This is a genomic window from Micromonospora sp. C81, assembly GCF_018070425.1.
GTDB lineage: Bacteria > Actinomycetota > Actinomycetes > Mycobacteriales > Micromonosporaceae > Micromonospora > Micromonospora zamorensis.
Map to the genome: position 1 here is coordinate 13,870 of NZ_JAGPXS010000026.1, position 25,417 is coordinate 39,286.

Consider the following 25,417-nt stretch of genomic DNA (forward strand, 5'->3'; position numbering starts at 1 on the left):
GACGAATTGCGGCTCGTGGTGGTGGAACGCCGTTCCCGTCGGCACGTCATGCGGCCCCCGAAGCCTCCAGAACCATACGGATCTCCGTCACCTCGTAGTTGGCGCGGTCGAAGGCGGCGGCCATCGGGATGTTCGTAGTGTCCGTGGTCGCGGTGATGCGCTCGGCGCGTTCGGTCGCGTGGAAGCGGGTGATCTCGGCGAGGATCTCGTCGATCAGTCCCTTGCCGCGCTGCTCGGGTACGACACCGAGATACCCGACGTTGCGGTTGTACGGGGTCGCTGACGGGACGGCCAGGCCGGCGAGAGTGCCGTCGGGCAGCTCCGCAAGCCTCCACCAGGAGCGCTCACCCGGGCAGTCGAGGTAGAACTTCATGTCCTCCTCGGCCAGCTGCCTGGCGCTCTTTCTGCGCAGCTCGTCACGGGTGGCCTCGTCGAGGCTGTCGCCCGACACCCGCACGAAGGCCTCCAGGAACTCCTCGTCGCTGCCCTCGCGGAACGTCAGCCGACCGCCGGCCCCGGGCAGTCCCGCCGCCGGAGTCCACTCGTAGCGCAGGCGCTGAATCTCCCGGCTCAGCCCTGTGCGCAGGCCCGCCTCGCGACGCCAGGCCACTGCCTCGCTCAGTTCCGGTCGGCTGCTCCAGTCCGTTGGGAGGGAGAGGTTGTACAGCGGCCGCGCGCCGAAGGCGGCATGCGCGGCGTCAAGGAGCCTGGTGGCGACGGCGACCGGATCGGCAACGGTGGAACGGACCTGGAGGCAATCGAGCGCTATGGGGCGCTCGCTGTCGGCGCGACCCCACCAGAGTGCACGGGCAAGGATGTACCCGTTCTCGTCCTCGGCAAGCCAGACCCATTCCGGGCGGAACTGGTTGGCACCGAGCTCCTCGCGGATCTTCTCAGCGGTCAGGGCGGTGATGGGACCGTCGGCCGGGTACGCGGCGGCACGGTCCAGGGCGGTGGAGTCCGCAGTAGCGGGAAAGAATTTCATCGGGCACATGATCACAAATGGAAATGGCAGAGCAAGGGCATTTCTTGCTGGCTGCCCACCGACGGCGCCTACCTCCTCGACGTGTTCCCGGAACCGATCGGCACGTCCGGTTGACCGACGGCACTCAGGCCGGGAGGGTGGTCGGGTGAGCGAGGCTGACGAGACCCGGGACGGCGTGGCCCTGACCAACCTGGACCAGCCGTTGTCCGACCGCGACGACGCGACAAAGCGCGACCTGGTCGACTACCTCGACGCGGTCCACGACCCGATCCTCGCGCAACTGCGGGGCCGTCCGCTGTCGGTGATCAGGGTCCGCCCTGGCCAGCCACCGTTCATGCAGAAGAACCTTCCCCGCTACACGCCGGACTGGGTCCGCCGGGTGCCGGTCTGGGCGGAGGCGTCGCACCGGGAGATCTCGTACGCCCTCTGCGACGACCGCCGTACCCTGCTCTGGTTCGCCAACCAGCGGGCGGTGGAGTACCACCCGACGCTGGCCACCGCGGCGGACCCGCACCGCCCGACCCACCTGGTGCTCGACCTGGACCCGCCGGAGGGCGACGGGTTCCGCGCGGCGGTCGCCGCCGCCCTGCTGGTCCGCCAGGCGCTCGCCGACTCCGGCCTCGCCGGCGCCGTCAAGACCAGCGGGGCCAAGGGCGTGCACGTGTTCGTCCCGGTGGCCGACGAACCCACGGCGGAGGAGTTGGCCGCCGCCACCCGGGCGCTCGCCGTCCGCGCCGAGCGGCTCGACCCGGCGCTGGCGACCACGGCGTACATCAAGGAGGACCGGGGTGGCCGGGTCTTCGTGGACGCCACCCGCGCGGGCGGGGCCACAGTGGCCGCCGCGTACAGCCCTCGACTGCGCCCCGGGATGCCGGTCTCCTTCCCTGTCGACTGGGCCGACCTGACCGAGGTGACCCCCGCCGACTTCACCATCCGGACGGTGCCGTCGCTGGTCGCCGACGGCGATCCCTGGGCCGCGCTGATGCCGGCCCCGCAGCCGCTCCCCGCTGACCTGGTGGCCGAGGGCCGGACCATCCCGGTGGCCCGGGTGCAGGCCATGCACGAGGGGAAGCGCCGGGCCCGTGCCCGCCGCGACGCCGGCTGACCAGGTTCGTCGGCCCTCGCTCGCGCCCGGCGACCGGCTGAATGTCGGTGGGTTGTGGCACGATTTTCCAGGTGAGCAGCAAACCCGACGCGACACAGCGACTGGGCGACCTGGCGCGGCTGCGCCGGGTCCGCGACCGGATCGACCGGGAGTACGCGTCTCCGCTGGACGTCGAGGCGCTCGCCCGTGGCGCGCACATGTCGGCGGGGCACCTCAGCCGCGAGTTCCGGCTCGCCTATGGCGAGTCCCCCTACAGCTACCTCATGACACGACGGATCGAGCGGGCCATGGCGCTGCTGCGTCGTGGCGACCTGAGCGTCACCGATGTCTGTTTCGCGGTGGGCTGTTCGTCGCTGGGCACCTTCAGCACCCGTTTCACCGAGCTGGTCGGCGTGCCGCCCAGCGTCTACCGCCGTCAGGCGGCGCAGGCGACGGCGGGGATGCCGTCGTGCGTGGCGAAGCAGGTGACCAGACCGATCAGGAATCGAGAAGCGCGGGTCGCGGAGCCGCAACTAGCGTGACGGCCATGGACATCACCATTCACTCCAGCTTCCTTCCGCACACCGATCCGGACGCCTCCCTGGCCTTCTACCGGGACATCCTCGGCTTCGAGGTCCGCCTCGACGTCGGGTACGAGGGGATGCGCTGGATCACGGTCGGGCCGGTCGGCCAGCCCAGCACAGCCATCGTCCTGCACCCTCCGACCGCCAATCCGGGCATCACCGACGCCGAGCGGCAGACCATCCTTGAGCTGATGGCCAAGGGCAGTTACTTCGGTGTCAACCTCGCCACCACCGATCTGGACGCCACGTTCGCGAAGCTGGAGGCCAGCGACGCCGAGGTCGTCCAGGAGCCGACCGAGCAGCCGTACGGCGTACGCGACTGCGCCTTCCGGGACCCCGCCGGCAATATGATCCGCATCCAGGAAGTGCGCTGAGTCGTCCCGCCCGACAGATGGAGACACGATGAGCACGGCCACCCAGCCCTCCGCTCCGCACGTTGCCGACAGCCACGACCTGATCCGGGTGCAGGGCGCGCGCGTCAACAACCTCAGGGACGTCAGCGTCGAGATCCCGAAGCGGCGGCTGACGGTGTTCACGGGTGTCTCCGGCTCCGGCAAGAGTTCGCTGGTGTTCGGCACCATCGCCGCCGAGTCGCAGCGGATGATCAACGAGACGTACAGCGCGTTCGTGCAGGGTTTCATGCCGACGTTGGCGCGGCCCGAGGTCGACCTGCTGGACGGCCTGACCACGGCGATCATCGTGGACCAGGAGCGGATGGGCGCCAACTCCCGGTCCACCGTCGGCACCGCCACCGACGCCAACGCGATGCTGCGCATCCTGTTCAGTCGGCTCGGGCAACCGCAGATCGGCTCGCCCAACGCATACTCCTTCAATGTCCCCTCGGTGAAGGCGACCGGTGCGATCACCGTCGACCGTGGCGCCGGCAGGACTAAGACCGAGAAGGCGACCTTCACCCGTCTCGGCGGCATGTGTCCGCGGTGCGAGGGCATGGGCGCGGTCACCGACATCGACCTGTCGGCGCTCTACGACGACAGCCTCTCGCTCAACGAGGGCGCGATCACGATCCCGGGTTACAGCATGGAGGGCTGGTACGGCCGGATCTTCCGTGGCTGCGGCTACTTCGACCCGGACAAGCCGATCGGCAAGTTCACCAAGCGGGAGCAGCACGACCTGCTCCACCGAGAGCCGACCAAGATCAAGATCGACGGCATCAACCTGACGTACGCGGGCCTGATCCCGTCGATCCAGAAGTCCTTCCTCTCCAAGGACATCGACGCGTTGCAGCCGCACATCCGCGCCTTCGTGGAGCGGGCGGTGACCTTCACGACCTGTCCCGACTGCGCCGGCACCCGGCTCAGCAAGGAGGCCCTGTCGTCGAAGATCAAGGGAAAGAACATCGCCGACGCCTGCGCGATGCAGATCAGTGACCTGGCCGCCTGGGTGCGCGGGATCAAGGAGCCGTCGGTGACGCCGTTGCTGGCGGGGCTGCAACACCTCCTCGACTCGTTCGAGGAGATCGGCCTGGGTTACCTGTCCCTCGACCGGCCGTCGGGCACCCTCTCCGGTGGCGAGGCGCAGCGCACCAAGATGATCCGCCACCTGGGCTCCTCGCTCACCGACGTCACCTACGTCTTCGACGAGCCGACGATCGGGCTGCACCCGCACGACATCCAGCGGATGAACGAGCTGCTGCTCCAACTGCGCGACAAGGGCAACACCGTGCTGGTCGTGGAGCACAAGCCGGAGGCCATCGCCATCGCCGACCACGTCGTCGATCTCGGTCCCGGCGCAGGCACGGACGGCGGGACCGTCTGCTACGAGGGCACCCTGGAGGGTCTGCGCGCCAGCGGCACCATCACCGGTCGCCACCTGGACGACCGGGCGACGCTCAAGGAGACGGTCCGCACGCCCACCGGCAAGCTGGAGATCCGTGGCGCGTCGGCCAACAACCTGCGCGACGTCGACGTCGACGTGCCGCTCGGCGTGCTCGTCGTCGTCACCGGCGTCGCCGGCTCCGGCAAGAGCTCCCTGGTGCACGCGTCGATTCCCGCCGGAGCGGGCGTGGTGTCGATCGACCAGGGCGCGATCCGGGGCTCACGGCGGAGCAACCCGGCCACGTACACCGGGCTGTTGGACCCGATCCGTAAGGCGTTCGCGAAGGCCAACGGTGTGAAGCCGGCGCTGTTCAGCGCCAACTCCGAGGGTGCCTGCCCGAGTTGCAACGGTGCCGGTGTCATCTACACGGACCTGGGGATGATGGCCGGCGTCGCCGCTCCCTGCGAGGACTGCGAGGGCAAGCGGTTCCAGGCGTCGGTGCTGGAATACCGTTTCGGCGGTCGTGACATCAGCGAGGTGCTGGCGATGTCGGTGACCGAGGCCGAGAAGTTCTTCGGCGCCGGCGAGGCGCGTACGCCCGCCGCGCACGCCATCCTCGACCGGCTCGCCGAGGTCGGGCTCGGCTACCTCAGCCTGGGGCAGCCGCTCACGACCCTGTCCGGCGGCGAGCGGCAGCGGCTCAAGCTGGCCACCCACATGGCCGAGAAGGGCGGCGTCTACGTCCTCGACGAGCCGACCACCGGCCTGCACCTGGCCGACGTCGAGCAGTTGCTCGGCCTGCTCGACCGCCTCGTCGACTCCGGCAAGTCGGTGATCGTCATCGAGCACCACCAGGCGGTCATGGCGCACGCCGATTGGATCATCGATCTTGGTCCCGGCGCCGGTCACGACGGAGGCCGGATCGTCTTCGAGGGCACCCCGGCCGACCTCGTGGCTGGTCGCTCCACCCTCACCGGCGAGCACCTGGCGGCGTACGTCGGCAGGTGAGCCGGCGATCAGCTCTCCGCTCGGCGTGGCCGGCTGATGGGGGCGCTGAGCATTCCGGTGATGGCGTCGACGAGGAAGTCGCCGACCTCGGGCCATCGCGGGTCTTCGCCGTCGCGTTCGGCGCGTGCCTCGACCTCGGCCGTCGTGGTGCTGACGATGCGGGTGATCAGGAGCGCCCGGCCGGCGACCACCTCCGGGTCGAGGTGCCGTAGCCGCGCGGCCAGCGATTCGCGCAGCTCCAGTGCCTGTGGCGTGGTGGCCTGGGCTTCGCGCACGATCGGCAAGGTGGCGGGGTTGTGCAGCATGTGTTCCAGGAACCGGGCCCGCCAGCTCGGGCGCGGTAGCTGGTCGAGGACCCGCATGCTCGGCTCCACGAGACCGCGGATGTCGCCGAGGACGGAGTCCTCGGGTGGGGGCATCCCGGCGCGTTGTTCCGTCACGTCGTGCACGTGGCGGGCCATGAGTGCCTTCAGCAGGCCCTCGCGCCCGCCGAAGTAGTAGCGCACCGCCGAGTGGTTGGTGTTGCCAGCCGCCTCGGCCACCCTGCGGTCGGAGACCTCGGCGACTCCCGCCTCGGCGAACAGCCGCTCCGCCGCGTCCAGCAGCGCGGTGCGGGCCGCCTCGGAGCGCCTCATGACGGCCCCCTCGTGTTTCTCGCCCGGATGTGACTCAGGTCAACCTAGCCGGATTCCCGGTCCCGGCATCCGCCGCCTACAGTTTGTAAGTCAACTGGCGTACAAACATGAGCTGGAGCGTGCATGGATACCGAAGCCGTGATCGAGGCTGCCGATGTGGTGGACGGCCGCCCGCCCGGCGCGGACCGCAAGGAACAGATCATCCGAATGGTCGCACTGTTCGTGATGCCGTTCCTCATGGTCACCATGATGTTCGCGACCTACATGTCGACCATGCACTCACCGCACCCCCGGGACATGCCGGTCGCGGTCGTCGGCAGCGGCGCCACGGCGCAGGCCGTCGTCGACGGGCTCAACGCCGCTGACAGCACCGAGGCCACCCTGGTGGCCACCCGTGACGACGCGGTCGACCTGCTGCACGACCAGGAAGCCACCGGCGCGCTCGTCCTGCCCACCGCGGGCGGCGCCAACGCCACCATCCTCACCGCCTCGGCGGCCGGAGCCTCACAGAACGCCACCGTCCAGCAGTTGCTCGCGCCGGTGGCCTTCCAGAACAGCTGGCAGACCACCACCGAGGACGTCGCACCGCTACCCGCCGGTGACTCGGCCGGCATCGCGGTCCTGTTCGCCGCGATGGGCATGATGCTGGCCGGGTACGTGCCACTGAGCATCATGGTGATGGGCGTCCCCCACCTGCTGCGGCTGCGACGGTTCCTGCCCGTGCTGGCCGGTTGGTCCGCGTTCACCAGCTCGATCATCTGGCTCATCCTCGGGCCCATCGTGGGTGCTGTCGAGGGCCACTACCTCACCTTCCTCGGCGTCGGCATGCTCGCCACCGCGGCCGTCGGCCTGGCCCAGCTGCTGCTCTCCAAGGTGGTCGGGCCCCTCGCGGTGCTGCCCGGCATGCTGCTCTGGGTCGTGTTCGGCATGCCCGCGTCGAACCTGGCCCTGTCCGTGCACAACATGCCCGGGTTCTTCCAGTTCCTGCATGGCGTGCTGCCGCTCCCGGCGGCCGGTGAGGCACTGCGCTCGGTCCTGTACTTCGACGGCAACGGTCTGGGCACCCACCTGATCGTCCTGGCCGTGTGGATCGTGGCCGCCCTCGCGCTCTGCCTGCTCAAGGAGCGCAGCGCGAGCGGGAAGATGATCCCCGGCGTCCCCCCGATCACCGACCCCGACTCGAAGGCCCCCGCTCTGGCCGGCGGGCCGCCGCGCTCCAAGCGATTCCGGTACGTGGCCGCGGCGGGCTTCCCGCTGGCCATCCTCGTGGTCGTCGTGGGCGCCATGGGGTTCTCCATGCACAAACCGCAACCGCACGACATCCCGGTCGTCGTGGTCGCCGCCGCCCCGGGGCAGGCTCAGCAGACCGCTGCCGGTCTCAACGCACAGCTCGACGGCATCCTCGACGTCACCGTCGCCGGCACCGTGGATGAGGCCACCGAGCAGATCCGCTCCCGCGACGTGGTCGCCGCCTTCGTCCTGCCGTCGGCACCGGACACCCCGGCGACGCTCTACTCGGCGTCCGCCGCGAACGCCAGCCAGCAGTCCGCGATCCGCGCGATCTTCCAGCCGATCACCGCGGCCCAGGGCCTCCCGCTCACGCTCACCGACGTGCAACCCCTGAGCGAGACCGACACCGGCGGCAGCAACAGCATGTACGTCGGCATGTCCTGGATCATGGCCGGCTTCCTGTTCCTGGCCGTCCTGCGTGGCGGTGCCCCGCACGTGCGCCGCCTGCGCCAGTTCCTGCCGCTGCTGGGCGGCTGGGCGATCGGCATGTCCGTCTGGCTGTGGTTCCTCTTCGACGTCCTCATCGGCGCGATCAGCGGCAACGCCCTGGAGACGATCGCCTACGGCACCCTGACCATCTTCTCGGTCTCCCTGGCCACCGGAGTGCTCACCCGCACCGTCGGCCTGGCGGGAATCATCCCGATGATGGTGGTGCTCATGATGGCCGGCGTACCCGCCTCCGGCGGTGGCATGTCGGTGTACCTGGTCCCCGAGGTGTTCCGCCCTCTCCAGGACGTGCTGCCGCTGCCCGCGGCGGTCGACATCGCCCGATCGCTGCGATACTTCGACGGCGTCGGCGTCGGACACAACCTGCTGGTCATCGCCATCTGGGGCGCTGTCGGGCTCGTCGGAAACCTCGTGATCGACCGGTGGCTCAAACGCCGCGAGCGCCGCTCGGACTCCGGCGGCCCGGACGCGGGTACGACACCCGAGGCACACCTGAGGTTGGTGCCGGCCGAAGCGCACTGAGCGGCACCGAAGCCCACCGCCGATCCCTCGGGATCGGCGGTGGGCTGCTCCTTCTCGTCAGGCGGCGTCGTACTCGACGGCGACGTCGAGCACCCAGGTGACGCCGAACGGGTCGGTGAGCATGCCGTAGAGGGGAGCCCAGCCGGCGGGCGCGAGGTCGACCAGGACGGTCGAGCCCTCGCTCAGCTTCTTCCAGTAGCCGGTGATCTCGTCGGCGTCGCTGCCCCGAACCGAGACGAAGAACGGGCTCTCGCCCAGGCTCCACGGCCGCGCCGACGGCACGTCGTACGCCATGATCTGGAAGCCCTCGGCGGACGTGACCTGACCCCACATGACCTGGTCGGCCTCGTCCGGGTTCTGCACGTTCCGGGCGTCGGCGTAGGTCACCGCGACGAGGTCCCCGCCGAAGACGGCCCGGTAGAAATCGAGGGCGGCCCGCGCGTTGCCCCGAAGGTTGATGTGCGCGACGGTCTTGATGCTCATTGCTGCTCCTCGTGTGACATGACCCGTGCTGGTGCCCGGGTGCAACGCCGACGATGGCAGGGGTAGCGGTCAGGTTGTGGCCGCTATTGGGGGCAGACTCGGATGTATGGCCACGACCTCCGCGAGACTGCTGTCGCTGCTCTCGCTCCTCCAGGCCCGGCGTGACTGGCCGGGCGGCCTCCTGGCCGAGAGGCTGGACGTGAGCCCGCGAACGGTGCGACGCGACGTCGACCGGCTGCGCGAGCTCGGCTACCCGATCAGAGCTTTCAAGGGGCCGGACGGCGGCTACCGGCTCGACGCCGGCGCCCAACTGCCACCCCTGCTGTTCGACGACGAGCAGGCCGTCGCCATCGCCGTCGCACTCCAGGTGGCAGCCCTCTCCGGGGCGGACATCCAGGAGGGCGCGGCGCGAGCGCTGAACACCATGCGGCAGGTCATGCCCAGCCGACTGCGGCACCGCATCGACGCCCTCCAGGTCACCGCCGTCGGACAACCCGCCACCGGGCCGGACACCCCGGTCGACACCACCGTGCTGACAGCCATCGGCGCGGCCGTCCACGCCCACGAGGTTCTGCGCTTCGACTACGCCTCGACGAGCCCCGCCACCGACGTACCGCCCCGCCGCGTGGAGCCCCACCACCTCGTCACCTGGAAGGGGCGCTGGTATCTCGTCGCCTGGGACCTCGACCGGGACGACTGGCGAACCTTCCGCTGCGACCGGGTCAGCCCGCGTACCCCGACCGGACCACGCTTCACCCCACGACAACTGCCCATGGGAGACGTGGCCACGTACGTCACGGGCCGCTTCCGAGGTTCCACCGACACCTCGGCGTGGCCCTGCGTGGGGGAGGTCATCCTCGGCCTTCCCGCCGCCGTCGTCGCCACGTACACCCGCGACGGGCTTGTCGAAGAACTCGGCCCCGACCGCTGCAAGCTCGTGCAGGGCTCCTGGTCCTGGGTCGGCCTCGCAGCCGCGCTCGGCCGGTTCGACGCGGACATCGAGGTGATCGGGCCCGCCGAGCTCAAGGCCGCCTTCGCGGGGCTCGCCCGCCGCTACGCCGACGCAGCAGGATGACGGCCGGGTCGCGGCGGCGGAAGGGCCGCCGGAAACGCAAAACGGGCGCGGGAGCCAAACTCGCTCCTGCGCCCGGCACTGTCGGGTGAAATCTTTCTTGGTGCCCCCGGCAGGATTCGAACCTGCGCCCCCGCCTCCGGAGGGCGGTGCTCTATCCCCTGAGCTACGGGGGCTCAGCGACTGGAGAAGACTAGCAAACCCTCCCCCCGTACGCCGAATCGGTATCGGGTGAGCCGATCGTGTCGGTAACCGGCCCACCCGGTGCTCAGGCCGCCGCGATCGCCCGCCCGCAACTGGGCAGCGGGTGCAGGACGATTCGCCGGGGGAGCCGACGTGGCCACTCGTTGCGCGGCCAGGAGCCGTCCACGATCAGGTGCACGGTGCGCTGCTCCTCGCCGCTGAGCCGCAGCACGAAGTCGCGGGGGAGCGGCGGGTCCACCGTCGGCGTGGTGATCATGAAGCGCACCCGACCACGGGACGAGACCGCAGAGATCACGTCCGCCGCCGGCATGGTGCCGCGCAGTCGGACCCGGCCGATCCAGTAGACCTCCGCGAGGTGCTCCTGGGCGGCCCGGGTGATCGCCGGGTACTCACTGCGGACCCAGCGCTCGACCGCGCTGACGCAGAGCCCGCAGGCGCGCTCGCGCGGCTCGCGCGGACCCAACCCCCAGGCCCGCAGGTACGCCCCGACCGCGCCAGGGTCCAACGGCAGGTCGAAGCGCCGTTGGATGAGCGTGGTGAGGCTCTGCCGCGTCCACAGCTCCTCGTCCAAGCCGAACTCGTCGGGGTGGACGCCCCGCAGTGTGTCGATCAGTTCGAGTTCCTGTTCGCGGCTGAGCATTCCCGGCTCGCCCTGCCGCTGTCCGCGACGGACGGCTGCCACCGCCCCGTCACCGCCAATGGTGTGGCGTCGGCACCAACTGGTGACCGAACGCCGTGCGTCTCTGAGTGCAACCCCCACGTCTTGGGCAACGAGCCCGAATCGCAACTGGTCACGATATGTGCGGAGAAAACTCTCTAAGCAACGTAATCGCCCGTGCCTCGCCATTGCCCCACAACGGACAAATGCCATCTTCAGGGCGCAAGCCAATGTGCTTCGTCTTGATCGACTCGGGTTCCTGGAAGTCGGGGTGTCCCGGTCGCCTTGACACCCCGACTTCCTGAAACCCGAGTCGATCATGGGCGGTGCCGGGCGCGGGCTGGCCGGGCATGGGCTCGACGTGGGCGTGGGCCGGGGGCCCGGCCCGGCCCGGCCCGGCCCGGGCCGGGCCGGGGCATGGGCAGGGCTGGACGTGGGCCGGGGGCATGGGTGGGGGCCGTATGGAGCGGGCCCGCGTCCCACCATCGTGTGGCGGTGACGCGGGCCCGGTGTGCCCGTGGGTCGGTCAGCCCTTGGCCTGCGCCTGGAGCTGCCGGAGGTTGTTCAGCTCGGTCTGCTGGGTGGCCTTCATCGTCCGAGCCACCCGCAGCACCTCGTCGTTGTCGGTTTCGCCGAGGGCCGCGTCGATCATGTGGATGCCGCCGAGGTGGTGGGCGTACATCAGGGCCAGGAACTGTCGGTCGACCTCGATGCCCTTGGCGTCGCGCAGGGCGGCCATCTGCTGCGGGGTGGCCATCCCCGGCATCAGCCCGTTCTTGACCGTGGCTCCGTCGGACATCCACGACATGGGTGGCTGTGACCCGGTGGGGCTCAGGTCCCATTCGCGCAGCCAGGTCTGCATGGCGCCGATCTCGCCCTGCTGCCCGGTGGCGATGTCGACGGCGATCTGTCGCACCTCGGGGAGGGTGGCCGACCGGTACGCGATCAGGCTCATCTCCACCGCCTGCGCGTGGTGGGACGTCATGTCCCGGGCGAAGCCCGCCTCGACCGACGCGTCACCGGGTCGGGTGAGGCGTGGGGTGAGCAGACCGCCCGCGTACCCGAGGAGCAACCCCACCACCACCATGACGGCGAGCGCCAGCACGCCGTAGCGCGACGCCGGGGCCCGGCCGTCCTCGTCCGGGACGGCCGGGGTGTCGTCGTACTCGTTGTCGGTGGTGGCGGGGGCAGTCATCGCCGTCCTTACTGAGTGGGCTGCTGCTGGAGCTCACGCGGCGTGGTGCCGGTGGCGGTGATTCCCGTGTTGCAGAGCGCCGTCGGGCCCTCGACGGAGGCGTTGACCCGCAGGTCCTTGATGAACTCGTCGATCCGCGAGTCGTCGGCGTTGTCGACCTTGAGCTGGTAGCCCCAGGCCTGCAGCGAGATCGGCTTGTCCAGGCCCTCGTACGGGCTCATCAGCGTCTTCTCGACGCCCCGCACCTTGCCGGCGAGCTTGTCGACCTGGTCCTTGGGAAGGTCGGGGCGGTAGGTGATCCACACGGCGCCGTGCTCCAGGCTGTGCACCGCGTGCTCGTTGGCGATCGGGGCGTCGTAGACGTCGCCCATGCAGTTCTGCCAGGCGGCGTTGTGCACCCCACCCACGGGCGGCGAGTAGTTCCAGGTCAGCGGACCCGACTTGTGCGACTCGTACTTCAGGCTGTCCGGGTCGGACTTGCGGATGTTGGCGATGCCGTCGATGGCGTTGGCCCGCTTGTCCCACGGCTTGGAGCCCTGGAACGACGCCCAGGCGCCGTAGCCGATGATGCCGGCCGCGAGGACGCCCACCGCGACGAAGAGTGCGATGGGGCCCCAGGCGCGGCCCTGGCTCACCTTGACCGGGGTGACCGGCTTACGAGGGCCCTTGCCACCTGCCCGGGGGGAGCCCGCCGGCTTGCCCGTCGGCTTGCCGGAACCGGCCTTGGCGCCGGCGGCGGGCCGGCCGGCGGCCGGCTTCTTGCCGGTGCTGACCACGGTCGGGCGGCGCTCAGGGCCACCCGGGGTGCTGATGCTCATCGTGCCTCGTCAAGTCGGTCGGTCAGGGGAGTGGCGGGCCGGTAGACGCGCAGGGGAGCCGCCGAGTGCCCGAGTCTACCCCCGATAACATGGTTGGGTGACTCCTGCAGAACTAGCCTCGGTCGTCCTCGCCGCCGCCCACGCCGTCTTCGAGCAGCGTGGGCTCGACCGCGCCGCGCTGCCGGCGAGCACGGTGGTGGAGCGACCGCGCAACCCCGAGCACGGCGATTACGCCTCGACGCTCGCGCTGCAGTTGAGCAAGAAGGTGGGCGTCCCGCCTCGGGAGCTGGCAGCGGCCCTGGCCGACGAGCTGGGCCGGGCATCGGGCGTCAAATCGGTCGAAATCGCCGGGCCGGGCTTCCTGAACATCCGGCTCGACGCGGCTGCGGCCGGTCAGCTCGCCCGGGTGATCGTCGAGGCCGGCGCGGAGTACGGCCGCAGCGACCGGCTGGCCGGCGAGAAGATCAACCTGGAGTTCGTCTCGGCCAACCCGACCGGGCCGGTGCACATCGGCGGGGTCCGCTGGGCGGCCGTCGGTGACGCGCTGAGCCGGCTGCTGCGGGCCACCGGCGCCGACGTCGGCACGGAGTACTACTTCAACGACGCGGGTTCGCAGATCGACCGGTTCGCCAGGTCGCTGCTCGCCGCCGCCAAGGGTGAGCCGGCGCCGGAGGACGGCTACGGCGGGGCGTACATCGCCGAGATCGCCACCGAGGTGCAGGCCCGCCGGCCGGAGGTGCGGACCCTCGACGACGACGCCGCCCAGGAGGTCTTCCGGGTCGAGGGCGTCGCGCTGATGTTCGACGAGATCCGCTCCTCGCTGCGTGACTTCGGGGTGGAGTTCGACACCTACTTCAACGAGAAGGACCTGCACGACCGCGGTGAGCTGGACCTCGCGCTGAACCGGCTGCGTCAGCAGGGGCACCTCTACGAGTCCGAGGGCGCGACCTGGCTGCGCACCACCGACTTCGGTGACGACAAGGACCGGGTGCTGCGCAAGTCCAACGGCGAGTGGACGTACTTCGCCGCGGACTGCGCCTACTACCTGGACAAGCGCGAGCGCGGCTTCGAGCGGGTCGTGATCATGCTGGGCGCCGACCACCACGGCTACATCGGCCGGATGAAGGCTATGGCCGCCTGCTTCGGCGACGACCCGGAGCGCAACCTGGAGATCCTCATCGGGCAGCTGGTCAACCTGCTGCGCGACGGCGCCCCGATGCGGATGAGCAAGCGGGCCGGCACCGTGATCACCCTGGAGGACCTGGTCGAGGCCATCGGCGTGGACGCCTCCCGGTACGCGTTGGCCCGCTACTCCAGCGACTCCCCAATCGACATCGACATCGAGCTGTGGACCCGGGCGACCCGCGACAACCCGGTCTACTACGTGCAGTACGTGGCGGCCCGGACCGCGGGCGTGGCGCGCAACGCCGCCGAGGTGGGGCTGGTCCCGGGCGACGGGGACGCGTTCCGTCCCGAGCTGCTCGACCACGAGAAGGAGAACGAGCTGCTCAAGGCGCTCGCCGAGTTCCCCGCCGTGGTGGCCACGGCCGCCGAGCTGCGGGAACCGCACCGGGTGGCCCGTTACCTGGAGGAGAGCGTCGCCGCCTCCTACCACCGGTTCTACGACAACTGCCGGGTGCTGCCGCTGGGCGACGAGGAGGTCACCGACCTGCACCGCGCCCGGCTGTGGCTCAACAACGCCACCCGCACGGTGATCGCCAACGGCCTGCACCTGCTCGGCGTCTCCGCTCCCGAGAGGATGTGACATGCGGGCTCATGAGGCTGGTGCGCTGCACGCGGACATCAGCAAGCAGGGGCCGGCCTGGCTGCGTACCCCCGAGGACGTCAACGCCCTGATGCCGGCGCTGTGGCCGCGCAGCGTGACGCGGGGGGCCGACGGCGCGGTCGCCGTCGCGGGCCTGAGCGTCCGCGACATCGCGGCAGAGTTCGGCACCCCGGTGTACGTCCTGGACGAGGCCGACCTGCGCTCGCGCTGCCGCGACTTCCGGGCGGCCTTCCCGACCGAGGACATCTTCTACGCGGGCAAGGCGTTCCTGTGCCGGGCGGTGGTCCGGATGATCGCCGAGGAGGGCCTGCACCTGGACGTCTGCACCGGGGGTGAGCTGGCCACCGCGTTGTCGGCCGGGATGCCGCCGGAGCGGATCGGTTTCCACGGCAACAACAAGTCGGCCTCCGAGCTGTCCCGGGCGCTGGACGCCGGGGTGGGGCGGATCATCGTCGACTCGTTCACCGAGATCGACCGCCTGACCGCGCTGGCCCGCGAGCGGGGGGTTCGGCCTCGGGTGCTGGTGCGGGTCACTGTCGGCGTGGAGGCGCACACCCACGAGTTCATCGCCACCGCCCACGAGGACCAGAAGTTCGGCTTCTCGCTGGCCGGCGGTGCCGCCGCGAACGCCGCGTTCAAGATCCTCGACGAGGGTGTGCTGGAGCTGCGTGGTCTGCACTCGCACATCGGCTCGCAGATCTTCGATGCCAGCGGCTTCGAGGTCTCGGCCCGCCGGGTGCTCGCCCTCCAGGCGCAGATCCGCGACGCGCGCGGGGTGGAGCTGCCCGAGCTGGACCTCGGCGGTGGCTTCGGCATCGCGTACACCTCCCAGGATGACCCGGCGACACCACAGGACCTGGCCAAGCGGCTTCGTAAGATCGTCGACTCGGAGTGCGCGGCGGAGAACCTGGCCGTGCCGCACCTGTCGATCGAGCCGGGGCGGGCCATCGTCGGGCCGGCCGTGTTCACCCTCTACGAGGTCGGCACGGTCAAGGAGCTCGACGGCATCCGGACGTTCGTCAGCGTCGACGGCGGGATGAGCGACAACATCCGTACCGCCCTGTACGACGCGTCCTACTCGGCGACGCTGGCCTCGCGGGCCTCGACCGCGCAGCCGTTGCTCGCCCGCGTGGTGGGAAAGCACTGTGAGTCCGGGGACATCGTGGTGAAGGATGAATTCCTGCCCGCCGACGTGCAGGCCGGAGATCTTGTCGCGGTGCCCGGCACCGGTGCCTACTGCCGGAGCATGGCCAGCAACTACAACCACGTACCCCGGCCACCGGTGGTCGCGGTACGCGACGGCCAGGCGCGCCTGATCGTCCGGCGGGAAACCGAAGAGGACCTGCTCGCATTGGATGTTGGATGACGTCACCTGTGCGCTTGGCGCTGCTCGGCTGCGGCACTGTCGGCCAGGAGGTGGTCCGTCTGCTGCACGAGCAGTCGGCCGACCTGGCCGCGCGGATCGGCGCTCCGCTGGAGATCGCCGGCATCGCCGTCCGTCGGCTCGGCCGTGACCGGGGTGACCTGCCGGTCGACGAGGACCTGTTCACCACCGACGCGCTCGGCCTGATCAAGCGTGACGACGTGGACGTGGTGATCGAGGTGGTCGGCGGCATCGAGCCGGCCCGAGGCTGGCTGGTCGAGGCGCTGCGCGCCGGCAAGAGCGTGGTCACCGCCAACAAGGCGCTGCTCGCCGAGGACGGCGTCGCTCTGCACGAGGCAGCGGCCGAGGGCGGCGGCGACCTCTACTACGAGGCGTCCGTGGCGGGGGCCATCCCGCTGCTGCGCCCGTTGCGGGAGTCGCTGCACGGTGACCGGATCAACCGGGTCACCGGCATCGTCAACGGCACCACCAACTTCATCCTCTCCGCCATGGACGCGACCGGCGCCGGCTTCGCCGAGGCCCTCGAAGAGGCCACCGCACTGGGGTACGCGGAGGCCGACCCGACCGCCGACGTCGAGGGCTTCGACGCGGCGGCGAAGGCGGCGATCCTCGCCTCGCTGGCGTTCCACACCCGGGTCGGCGCGGCCGACGTGCACCGCGAGGGCATCACCGAGGTGACCGCCGCGGACATGGCCAGCGCCCAGGCGATGGGCTGCACGATCAAGTTGCTCTGCATCGCGGCCCGAGGCGTCGACGCCAGCGGTCGGGAGACCGTCAGCGTCCGGGTGCACCCGGCGATGATCCCGCGCAGCCACCCGCTGGCCAGCGTCGGTGACGCGTTCAACGCGGTCTTCGTGGAGGCCGACGCGGCCGGGCAGCTGATGTTCTACGGCCGGGGCGCCGGGGGTGCGCCGACCGCGAGCGCCGTGCTCGGTGACGTGGTCGCGGTGTCCCGCAACCGGCTCGCCGGGGTGCGCGCGGCCAGCGAGAGCGCATACGCGGACCTGTCGGTCCGGCCGATGGGCGAGGCGTTGACCCGTTACCACGTCAGCCTCGACGTGGCCGACCGCCCGGGTGTGCTGGCCTCGGTGGCGAGCGTGTTCGCCCGGCACGACGTGTCGATCGCGACCGTACGGCAGGGCTCGGCGGGCGGGTCCCCGGGCCGGGACGGCGACGCCGAGCTGGTCATCGTCACGCACGTCGCGCCGGACGCCGCGCTCGCCGCGACCGTCGGTGAGCTGCGTGGTCTGGACATCGTCCGCTCGGTGACCAGCGTGCTGCGGGTCGAGGGCGGCGCCTGAGTCGTTGGACCATCGACGGGACGGCTCGCGCGTCCCGCCAGGTGGGTAAGCCGGGGTGTGCGACAGACGGCTCGGGCAGGCTGGTCCAAGGTGACCCTGATGCCGGGTCGGCGCGGCGGTAGAGGCGAGGAGAACGACATGTGGCGGGGTCTGATCGAGGCGTACCGGGATCGGCTGCCGGTCACCGCGGCCACGCCGGTCGTCACGCTGCACGAGGGGAACACCCCGCTGTTGCCGGCGCCGGTGCTGTCCGCCCGGACCGGTTGTGACGTGCACCTCAAGGTGGAGGGCGCCAACCCGACCGGCTCGTTCAAGGACCGGGGGATGACCCTCGCGGTGTCCAAGGCGGTCGAGGCCGGCAACAAGGCCATCATCTGCGCCTCCACCGGCAACACCAGCGCCTCCGCTGCGGCGTACGCGGCCCGGGCGGGGTTGACCTGCGCGGTGCTGGTGCCGCAGGGCAAGATCGCGCTGGGCAAGCTGGCCCAGGCGTTGGTGCACGGCGCGAAGCTCCTCCAGGTGAGTGGCAACTTCGACGACTGCCTGTCGCTCGCCGCGAAGCTGGCCCAGGACCACCCGGTCGCGTTGGTCAACTCGGTCAACATCGATCGGCTGCACGGTCAGAAGACCGCCGCCTTCGAGATCGTCGAGGCGCTCGGTGACGCGCCCGACATCCACTGCCTGCCGGTGGGCAACGCCGGCAACATCTCCGCCTACTGGATGGGCTACGCGGAGGAGCGGGACGCCGGCACCACCACCCGGACGCCGAAGATGTACGGCTTCCAGGCCGCCGGTGCGGCCCCGATCGTGACCGGCCAGGTCGTGCCGGAGCCGTCGACCATCGCCACGGCGATCCGGATCGGCAACCCGGCGAGCTGGACCAAGGCGTTGGACGCCCGGGACACCTCCGGTGGCCTGATCGCCGCGGTGACCGACCGGGAGATCCTTTCCGCGTACCGGCTGCTCGCCCGCGAGGTGGGGGTCTTCGTCGAGTTGGGCAGCGCGGCCAGCGTGGCCGGTCTGCTCCAGCAGGCCGCGGCGGGCGCGGTGCCGGCCGGATCGACGGTGGTCTGCACGGTGACCGGCCACGGTCTGAAGGACCCGGAGTGGGCGATCTCCACCGCGCCGGCGCCGTTGACCATCGCGAACGACCCGATGGCCGCGGCCCGCGCCCTCGACCTGGCCTGAACGCGCCACCGCCCGGTCGGTGACCGGCGGAGGCCGGCCGGTTTGCGGGGCGGGCGTGGGGGCGGCGGGGGTTCTGGTGATCGTGTCGGGCACACTTTCACGTATCCCCGCCCGCATTCTCGTTCAGGAGTGAACCAGGCCGATGTCGCTGCTCGCCAGATTCAGCCTCGCCAACCGAGGGCTTGTCGCCCTCATCGCGGTGGTGATTACGGCGTTCGGAGCGTTCGCCGTGCCGTCGCTGAAGCAGCAACTGCTGCCGTCGCTCGAGTTCCCGGCCGCGTTCATCGTGGCCCCCTACCCCGGTGCCGGCCCCGAGATCGTAGAGTCGCAGGTCACCGAGCCGATCGAGAACGCCCTCCAGGGCATTCCGGGGCTGGACCAGGTCACCTCCACGTCCCGCGAGGGCTCGGCCACCGTCCAGGTGATGTACGAGTTCGGCACCGACCTGGACGACGTGGTCAACAAGATGCAGACCGCGCTGAGCCGGATCGACTCCCAACTGCCGGAGGGCGTCGACCCGCAGGTCATCGCCGGTAGCACCGACGATCTTCCGGCGGTCGTGCTGGCCGCGACCGGCACGGGGGACGAGCGGGCGCTGGCCGAGAAGCTGCGTACGGCGGTGGTGCCGGAGCTGGAGGGCGTCGAGGGGGTTCGCACGGTCGAGGTGACCGGCGCCCGCGACGACGTCGTGCTGGTCACCCCGGACCCGGCGAAGCTGGCCGCGGCGCAGGTCCAGCCGACGGCGATCGGCGCGGCGCTGAAGACCAACGGCGTGGCGGTTCCCGCCGGCGCGGTGACCGACGGGGCCCTGTCCCTTCCGGTGCAGGTCGGCACGCCGATCGCCACCCTGGACGACCTGCGCGGCATCGTGGTTTCCCCGGGCGCGAGGCCCGTGCGTCTCGCTGATGTGGCGAGCGTCGAGCAGCAACTGGCTCCGGCCACCGCGATCACCCGGACCAACGGCAAGGACAGCCTCGGCATCGCGGTCACCGCGGCGCCGGACGGCAACGCGGTGCAGATCTCGCACGATATCCGCGACCGGCTCGACGACCTGAAGGACGCCTCCGGCGCGGAGTTGACGGTGGTCTTCGACCAGGCGCCGTTCGTCGAGAAGTCGATCGAGTCGCTGACCACCGAGGGCCTGCTGGGCCTGGTGATGGCGGTCATCGTCATTCTGGTCTTCCTGCTGTCGGTGCGCTCGACGGTGGTCACCGCCGTCTCCATCCCGCTCTCCGTGCTGGTGGCGTTGATCGCCCTGTGGATCGGCGACTACTCGCTCAACCTGCTCACCCTCGGCGCGCTGACAATCGCGGTCGGCCGGGTGGTGGACGACTCGATTGTCGTGTTGGAGAACATCAAACGACACCTGGAGTACGGCGAGGAGAAGCGGCACGCCATCATCACCGGCGTCCGCGAGGTGGCCGGCGCGGTGACCGCGTCCACCCTCACCACCGTGGCGGTGTTCGCGCCGATCGCGTTGGTCGGCGGGTTCGTGGGCCAGCTCTTCGCGCCGTTCGCGATCACCGTGACGGTGGCCCTGCTCGCCTCGCTGCTGGTGTCGCTGACCGTGATCCCGGTCCTCGCGTACTGGTTCCTCAAGCCGCGCGGCGGCACCGCGGACGACGAGGCGGTGCGGCGCGGCGCGGAGGAGAAGGAGCTGCGCAGCCCGTTGCAGCGGGCCTACCTGCCGGTGATCGGGTTCGCCACCCGCAAGCGGTCGACCCGCTGGATCACCGTCGGGCTCGGTCTGCTGGTGCTCTTCGGCACCTTCGGCCTCGCCCAGAAGCTGGAGACCAACTTCCTGGACGACTCCGGCCAGGACACCCTCAACATGAGCCAGGAACTGCCGGCCGGCAGTGGCCTGGCGGCCACCGACGCGGCGGCCAAGCAGGTCGAGTCGGTGCTGTCCCGTACCGAGGGCGTAACGACGTACCAGGTGACCGCCGGCGGCGGGGACAACCCGTTCGGGGGCGGCGGCAACAACATCGCGACCTGGTCGCTGGCGCTCGACGGCGACACCGACGCGAAGCAGATGCGTGAGGTGCTGCGCGAGGAGTTCGACAAGCTCGGCAGCGGACTGGGCGAGATCAGCTTCGGCGGCGGGCAGGAGGCGTCGACCAGCCAGCTGGAGGTCATCGTCCAGGCCAGTGACCCGGAGGTGCTGACCCGGGCCGCCGAGGAGGCCCGTACGGCGATGGCCGGCGTGCCGGACGTCGAGGATGTCACCACCAGCCTTGCCGCGCAGGTGCCGCGTGTCGACGTGACCGTCGACCGGGTCGCGGCCGGTCGGGCCGGGCTCACCGAGGCCGCCGTGGGGCAGCTCGTGTCGCAGGCGTTCCGGGGAGCGCCGCTGGGTCAGGTCACGCTCGACGGCCAGCAGCAGAACGTGGTGCTGCGGTTGGGTACGCAGCCGCCGATGTCGGTGGAGCAGTTGCGGGCACTGCCGGTCGGGCCGGTCAAGCTGGGTGACATCGCGCAGGTCACGCAGGGCGAGGGGCCGCAACAGGTCAGCCGAATCGACGGTGAGCGCAGTGTGTCGGTGACCGGCGCCGCGACCGGCTCGAACCTGGGTGCGACGAGCCAGGAGCTGCAGAAGCGGCTGGACGGCATCAACGTACCCGGAGCGACCTTCACCATCGGTGGGGTCAGCGCGGACCAGGCAGACGCGTTCGGTGATCTGGGTCTGGCGGTGCTGGCCGCGATCGCGATCGTGTTCCTGATCATGGTGGCCACGTTCCGCAGCCTCACCCAGGCGCTGATTCTGCTGATCTCCATCCCGTTCGCGGCGACCGGCGCGATCGGCCTGCTGCTGGTCACCGGGACGCCGCTCGGCGTGCCGGCGCTGATCGGCGTGCTGATGCTGGTCGGCATCGTGGTGACCAACGCCATCGTGCTGCTCGATCTCATCAACCAGTACCGTGCGCAGGGCATGGGGGTCCAGGAGGCGGTGGTCGAGGGTGGCCGGCGCCGGTTGCGTCCGATCCTGATGACCGCGGTGGCGACCATCTTCGCGCTGCTGCCGATGGCGCTCGGGTTGACCGGTGAGGGCGGCTTCATCTCTCAGCCGCTGGCGGTCGTGGTGATCGGTGGCCTGCTCAGCTCGACGCTGCTCACGCTGATCCTGGTGCCGACGCTGTACACGATGGTGGAGAACACCAAGGAGTCGCTGCGGGCTCGGCGTAGTCGGCGGCGCTCCGGTGACCCGGCGGTGCCCACGGCGGACACCGACGAGGCGGCTGCCCCGAATCAGGTAGCGGTGCCGAGCGCCGCGCCTGTCCCGGCGGCGGCCGGGGGTGCGCAGCCGGCCGGGCGTCCCGCCCCGTCGGGTGCGTTGGTGGAGGGCACGGACCAGTTCGAGGTGCTGCGGTTGCCCCGTAGCCGCACCTCGCCGCTGCCTCCGTCCGAGCCGACCGAGTAGGTCGGACCGCATCGAGGAACGCCCCCGGCAGGGTTCTGCCGGGGGCGTTTCCACGTTGATCGGTCGAGACACTCCGATCCGCCGCGCTCGGCACTGCGCGTCACGTCTTGCATACTCCAGGTAAGTGACTGGGGGTGGGGTGACGCAGGACGGGCGGATGGCCGAGGGTGCGCGCGGGTGGGCGCGGCGCGAACTCCTGCGCCGCGGCGTCCTGATCGTCGGCGGTGTGGCCATCGGTACGGCGACGTCCGAGCTGTGGTGGGGCACCCATCGCCGGACGCCGCTCGCCGGCGGCCCCGCCGGCGCCACCTTTGACGACGGGAACCAGGGCGTCGGCGGCGGGGCGTTGGAGGTCGTCTGGTCGGTGCCGACCGGGCAGCGACTGGTGGCCCTCACCTTCGACGACGGCCCCGCGCCACAGTGGACTCCGATGGTGCTCGAGGCCCTGGCCGAGCATCGGGTCCCGGCCACCTTCTTCCTGGTCGGGACGCAGGTCCGGCGGCACGCCGACGTCATCCGTGACCGGCTCTCCGGGCACGAGGTGGGCAACCACAGCTGGGCACACCGGGACCTTGCCGAACTGGACGCCACCGAGGCGTACGACGATCTTCGTCGCAGCCACGACGCGATCGCCGACGTGACGGGGGTACCGCCCCGGCTGCTTCGCCCACCGTACGGCCACCTGGGCGGGGCGGTGCTGCACGCGGCGGCCCGGCTGGACTACCGACTCGTGCTCTGGTCGTTGCAGATGGTGGAGCGTGAGTTCCCCGGCGACCCGGCCGGCCACGCCCGACGGATCGTGGCCAACGTCCGACCGGGAACGATCGTGCTCGGCCACGACGTGGGAGCGCGTCGGCGGCTGGTCGCGTTGCGCGGACTGACCGATATGATCAACGGACTTCGGTCGCGCGGCTACACATTCGTCACTGTCTCCGCGCTGCTGGCAGCAGGTGTAGCGCCCGTTCCGAACAGGTAGGGTCGCGCTCCGTGGCGTCCACCCTCTCGGTTCTGACCGGCAATCGGAGCTTCCGTAACCTCTTCCTCGCTGAGTTGGTGGTCTTCGGCGCCGACTGGTTCGTCATGGTGCCCCTGCTGGTGCTGCTGCCCCACCTGACCGGCAGCGGAGTCTGGGGCGCACTGGTGTTGGCCGTGGACACCGGCATCGTGGCGCTGCTGCTGCCGTACACGGGCACGATCGCCGACCGTTTCGACCGGCGAAAGATCATGATCGCCGCGAACGTGGCAGCGCTCGCGGGCGTGTTGCTGCTGCTCGGGGTTCGGGGCGCGGGTACGGCGTGGTTGGCGCTGGTCGCGATCGGCGTGGTGGCGGTCGCCAAGGCGTTCTACTCACCGGCCGCCCAGGCTGCGCTGCCCAACGTGCTGGAGCCCCACGAGCTGGCCGCCGGCAACGCCGTGGCCGGCTCCGCCTGGGGCACCATGACCGTGGTCGGCGCCTCGCTCGGCGGCGTCCTCAGCACCGTCGCCGGCCCGTACGTCTGCTTCTGGGTGGCGGCGGTGGGCCTGGCGCTGGCTGCGGGCCTGGCGACCCGGATCCGCCGGCCCCTGCAGGCGCCCCGGGACACCACCCGACCGGCCCAGCGGACCTGGGCGGCGGTCCGTGAGGCGCTCGGCTACATCGGGCACCGGCCTCGGGTGCTCGCGCTGGTCACTGTCAAGTCGGCGGTCGGCCTGGGCAACGGCGTGCTGACCGTGTTCCCCTTGCTGGCCGGCGTGTACGGCGTCGGCCCGCTCGGTGCCGGCCTGCTCTTCGCGGTGCGGGGCGCCGGGGCGTTGGTGGGGCCGATCCTGATGCGTCGGGTGCTGACCAACCGAGCCTGGCTGCTGCCCGCGCTCGCGTTGTCCATGTCGCTCTACGGCCTGTCCTACCTGGGCGCATCGGTGGTCCGTTGGTTTCCGTTGGTGCTGCTGCTGGTCTTCCTGGCGCACTTCGCGGGCGGTAGCAACTGGGTGATATCGAACTTCGCCCTCCAGGGTGAGGTCCCGGACCACCTGCGGGGGCGCGTCTTCGCCACCGACATGATGCTCGCCACGCTGGCCATCTCGGTGAGCCAACTGGCGGTGGCCATGGTGGTGGACGTGGTGGACGAACGGGTCGTGCTCGCCGGCTGCGGGCTGATCACCCTCGTGTACGCGGTGGGCTGGCGGATCGCTACCCGTCGGCTCTCGCTCACCGACGCGACCCCCGAGCCGGTCGGCTGAACCGGGCGGTCCCAGGCTGCGGACGGGGGACCGGATCGTCGGTCCCTGGCCCTGGGGCCTGTTTCACAAGGACTGGCCGGCCTGCGGCGGGCCCGGACGACGACCGGCGGCGTTGCGGTTTCGTTCCGATACAACACCGGTATCCGGACGAAACCGCGCCTTGCCGGGTCGCCGCCCGGACTCCGCCTCGGCTCGACCGCCCTTATGAAACAGGCCCTACCATGAGCGCGTGCCGACGAACTTCACCGCCGGGCCGGTTCGCGTCCGGGTCCCCGCCACCAGCGCCAACCTGGGCCCTGGCTTCGACGCGTTGGGTCTCGCCCTGGGGCTCCACGACGACCTGGCCGCCGAGGTCACGTCGGCCGGGGTCCGCGTGACGGTGACCGGGCAGGGTGCCGGCGAGCTGCCCGACGATGACCGGCACCTCGTGGTGCGGGCCATGCGCGCTGCCTTCGACGTGCTCGGCGCCCACCCCGGGGGGTTGAGCGTGGAGTGTGTCAACCGGATCCCCCAGGCGCGGGGGCTCGGGTCCTCGTCCGCCGCGATCGTCGCGGGGGTGTTGCTGGCCCGCGCCCTGGTCACCGATGGGGAGCACCGGCTGGACGAGGCGGGCGTGCTCCGTGTGGCGGCCGAGATCGAGGGTCATCCCGACAACGTTGCGCCCTGCCTGCTCGGCGGCTTCACGGTGGCCTGGTCCGAGCCGACCGGTGCCCGGGCGGTGTCCCTGCCGGTCGCCGACGGGGTGCGGCCCATTGTTTTCGTACCGGCCGAACGCGGATTGACCGCCGCCGCCCGGGCCGCGTTGCCGGCCACCGTGCCGCACGGCGACGCTGCGTTGACCGCCGGGCGGGCCGCTCTGCTGGTGCACGCGCTCACCGCCGACCCGAGCCTGCTGCTGCCGGCCACGGTCGACCGGCTCCACCAGGATTACCGTTCAGCCGGGATGCCAGCGACATCTTCCCTGGTCAAGGCGTTGCGAGCGGCCGGTGTGGCGGCTGTGGTCAGTGGTGCGGGGCCGACTGTGCTGGCGCTCAGCGAGCCTCCGGCGAGCTTCCCAGCGGGAACAGACTGGCAGATCTGGCAGTTACCGATAGACGTCAGCGGCGCACGGGTTGCCCGGGGTAGACTTGGACACGCCGAGCGGGACCCTGTTGCCGCAGGTCGGAAGAGTTGATTACGCTCTAGACCTAGCACAGCCGCGAAGCACGCGATCTCCTGCGGGGCGGCGCACCCCCGAAGCTCTCGGCGGTCAGCCCGTCTACCCCTGCCAAGGCCCACGCCGCACCGCAGTTTCCACAGGTCGCCGCAGACGGCGAGACCTGCTCACCGACGTTGGTGAGTCGGGATACCGACCGGCTG

20 protein-coding genes and 1 tRNA gene are annotated in these 25,417 nt (G+C 70.8%); 14 read left to right on the forward strand and 7 right to left on the reverse strand.

Annotated elements, in window-relative coordinates:
- Positions 1-46: 46 nt before the first annotated feature.
- Positions 47-985, reverse strand: a complete 939-nt coding sequence (locus tag KBX46_RS29460; RefSeq protein WP_247668386.1) for a GNAT family N-acetyltransferase — start codon at positions 983-985, stop codon at positions 47-49.
- Positions 986-1,130: 145 nt separating this feature from the next.
- Between KBX46_RS29460 and KBX46_RS29465 the strand changes: the two genes are divergently transcribed.
- The 4 genes from KBX46_RS29465 (at position 1,131) to KBX46_RS29480 (ending at position 5,437) form a co-directional block, all read left to right on the forward strand.
- A complete protein-coding gene (locus KBX46_RS29465; protein WP_210795216.1) occupies positions 1,131-2,090 on the forward strand; it encodes a DNA polymerase domain-containing protein in 960 nt (319 codons plus the stop codon).
- A gap of 71 nt (positions 2,091-2,161) precedes the next feature.
- Positions 2,162-2,611 (forward strand): helix-turn-helix transcriptional regulator, encoded by a 450-nt coding sequence (locus KBX46_RS29470; RefSeq protein WP_307871394.1) that lies wholly within the window; start codon positions 2,162-2,164, stop codon positions 2,609-2,611.
- Between the two features lie 5 nt (positions 2,612-2,616).
- Complete coding sequence (locus KBX46_RS29475; protein WP_088951985.1) at positions 2,617-3,027, forward strand: VOC family protein; 411 nt, start codon at positions 2,617-2,619, stop codon at positions 3,025-3,027.
- 28 nt (positions 3,028-3,055) lie between these two features.
- Complete coding sequence (locus KBX46_RS29480; protein ID WP_088949944.1) at positions 3,056-5,437, forward strand: excinuclease ABC subunit UvrA; 2,382 nt, start codon at positions 3,056-3,058, stop codon at positions 5,435-5,437.
- A gap of 8 nt (positions 5,438-5,445) precedes the next feature.
- Here KBX46_RS29480 and KBX46_RS29485 read toward each other — a convergent pair whose 3' ends face one another.
- Positions 5,446-6,072 (reverse strand): TetR/AcrR family transcriptional regulator, encoded by a 627-nt coding sequence (locus tag KBX46_RS29485; protein WP_210795220.1) that lies wholly within the window; start codon positions 6,070-6,072, stop codon positions 5,446-5,448.
- Positions 6,073-6,195: 123 nt separating this feature from the next.
- Here KBX46_RS29485 and KBX46_RS29490 point away from each other — a divergent pair, with 123 nt between their 5' ends.
- A complete protein-coding gene (locus tag KBX46_RS29490; RefSeq protein WP_210795222.1) occupies positions 6,196-8,331 on the forward strand; it encodes an ABC transporter permease in 2,136 nt (711 codons plus the stop codon).
- Positions 8,332-8,388: 57 nt separating this feature from the next.
- On the opposite strand, the gene KBX46_RS29495 is transcribed toward KBX46_RS29490, so the two are convergent.
- Positions 8,389-8,814, reverse strand: a complete 426-nt coding sequence (locus KBX46_RS29495; protein WP_210795224.1) for a VOC family protein — start codon at positions 8,812-8,814, stop codon at positions 8,389-8,391.
- 106 nt (positions 8,815-8,920) lie between these two features.
- Between KBX46_RS29495 and KBX46_RS29500 the strand changes: the two genes are divergently transcribed.
- Entirely contained in the window at positions 8,921-9,889 is a 969-nt protein-coding gene (locus KBX46_RS29500) for a YafY family protein (protein ID WP_210795226.1), read from the forward strand.
- 98 nt (positions 9,890-9,987) lie between these two features.
- Here the strand turns inward: KBX46_RS29500 and KBX46_RS29505 are convergent.
- The 4 genes from KBX46_RS29505 to KBX46_RS29520 all read right to left on the reverse strand — a co-directional run bounded on the left by KBX46_RS29505 (position 9,988) and on the right by KBX46_RS29520 (position 12,761).
- Positions 9,988-10,062 (reverse strand) — tRNA-Arg (locus KBX46_RS29505).
- Positions 10,063-10,154: 92 nt separating this feature from the next.
- The gene (locus KBX46_RS29510) at positions 10,155-10,850 is read right to left on the reverse strand and encodes a winged helix-turn-helix domain-containing protein (RefSeq protein WP_088949940.1); all 696 of its coding nucleotides are present in this window, start codon (positions 10,848-10,850) and stop codon (positions 10,155-10,157) included.
- 424 nt (positions 10,851-11,274) lie between these two features.
- Positions 11,275-11,943 carry a DUF305 domain-containing protein gene (locus tag KBX46_RS29515; protein ID WP_210795228.1) on the reverse strand — a complete coding sequence of 223 codons (669 nt, stop codon included), beginning with the start codon at positions 11,941-11,943 and terminating at the stop codon, positions 11,275-11,277.
- 8 nt (positions 11,944-11,951) lie between these two features.
- Positions 11,952-12,761, reverse strand: coding sequence for a DUF3105 domain-containing protein (locus tag KBX46_RS29520; RefSeq protein WP_141910951.1), 810 nt, complete (start codon positions 12,759-12,761; stop codon positions 11,952-11,954).
- A gap of 97 nt (positions 12,762-12,858) precedes the next feature.
- On the opposite strand from KBX46_RS29520, the gene argS reads away from it, so the two are divergent.
- The 8 genes from argS (at position 12,859) to thrB (ending at position 25,232) form a co-directional block, all read left to right on the forward strand.
- Positions 12,859-14,526 (forward strand): arginine--tRNA ligase, encoded by a 1,668-nt coding sequence (argS, locus tag KBX46_RS29525; protein WP_141910950.1) that lies wholly within the window; start codon positions 12,859-12,861, stop codon positions 14,524-14,526.
- 1 nt (position 14,527) lies between these two features.
- Positions 14,528-15,913, forward strand: a complete 1,386-nt coding sequence (lysA, locus tag KBX46_RS29530; protein WP_210795230.1) for a diaminopimelate decarboxylase — start codon at positions 14,528-14,530, stop codon at positions 15,911-15,913.
- 8 nt (positions 15,914-15,921) lie between these two features.
- On the forward strand, positions 15,922-17,232 hold the full coding sequence (locus tag KBX46_RS29535) for a homoserine dehydrogenase (protein ID WP_172862230.1): 1,311 nt from the start codon (positions 15,922-15,924) through the stop codon (positions 17,230-17,232).
- Positions 17,233-17,370: 138 nt separating this feature from the next.
- Positions 17,371-18,420, forward strand: coding sequence for a threonine synthase (gene thrC / locus KBX46_RS29540; RefSeq protein WP_088949934.1), 1,050 nt, complete (start codon positions 17,371-17,373; stop codon positions 18,418-18,420).
- Positions 18,421-18,562: 142 nt separating this feature from the next.
- Positions 18,563-21,838: an efflux RND transporter permease subunit gene (locus KBX46_RS29545; RefSeq protein ID WP_210795232.1), complete on the forward strand. Its 3,276-nt coding sequence runs from the start codon at positions 18,563-18,565 to the stop codon at positions 21,836-21,838.
- Between the two features lie 157 nt (positions 21,839-21,995).
- The gene (locus KBX46_RS29550; RefSeq protein WP_210795234.1) at positions 21,996-22,814 is read left to right on the forward strand and encodes a polysaccharide deacetylase family protein; all 819 of its coding nucleotides are present in this window, start codon (positions 21,996-21,998) and stop codon (positions 22,812-22,814) included.
- A gap of 11 nt (positions 22,815-22,825) precedes the next feature.
- Positions 22,826-24,058 (forward strand): MFS transporter, encoded by a 1,233-nt coding sequence (locus KBX46_RS29555; protein ID WP_088949931.1) that lies wholly within the window; start codon positions 22,826-22,828, stop codon positions 24,056-24,058.
- A gap of 229 nt (positions 24,059-24,287) precedes the next feature.
- A complete protein-coding gene (thrB, locus tag KBX46_RS29560; RefSeq protein WP_210795236.1) occupies positions 24,288-25,232 on the forward strand; it encodes a homoserine kinase in 945 nt (314 codons plus the stop codon).
- The last annotated feature ends 185 nt before the right edge of the window (positions 25,233-25,417 follow it).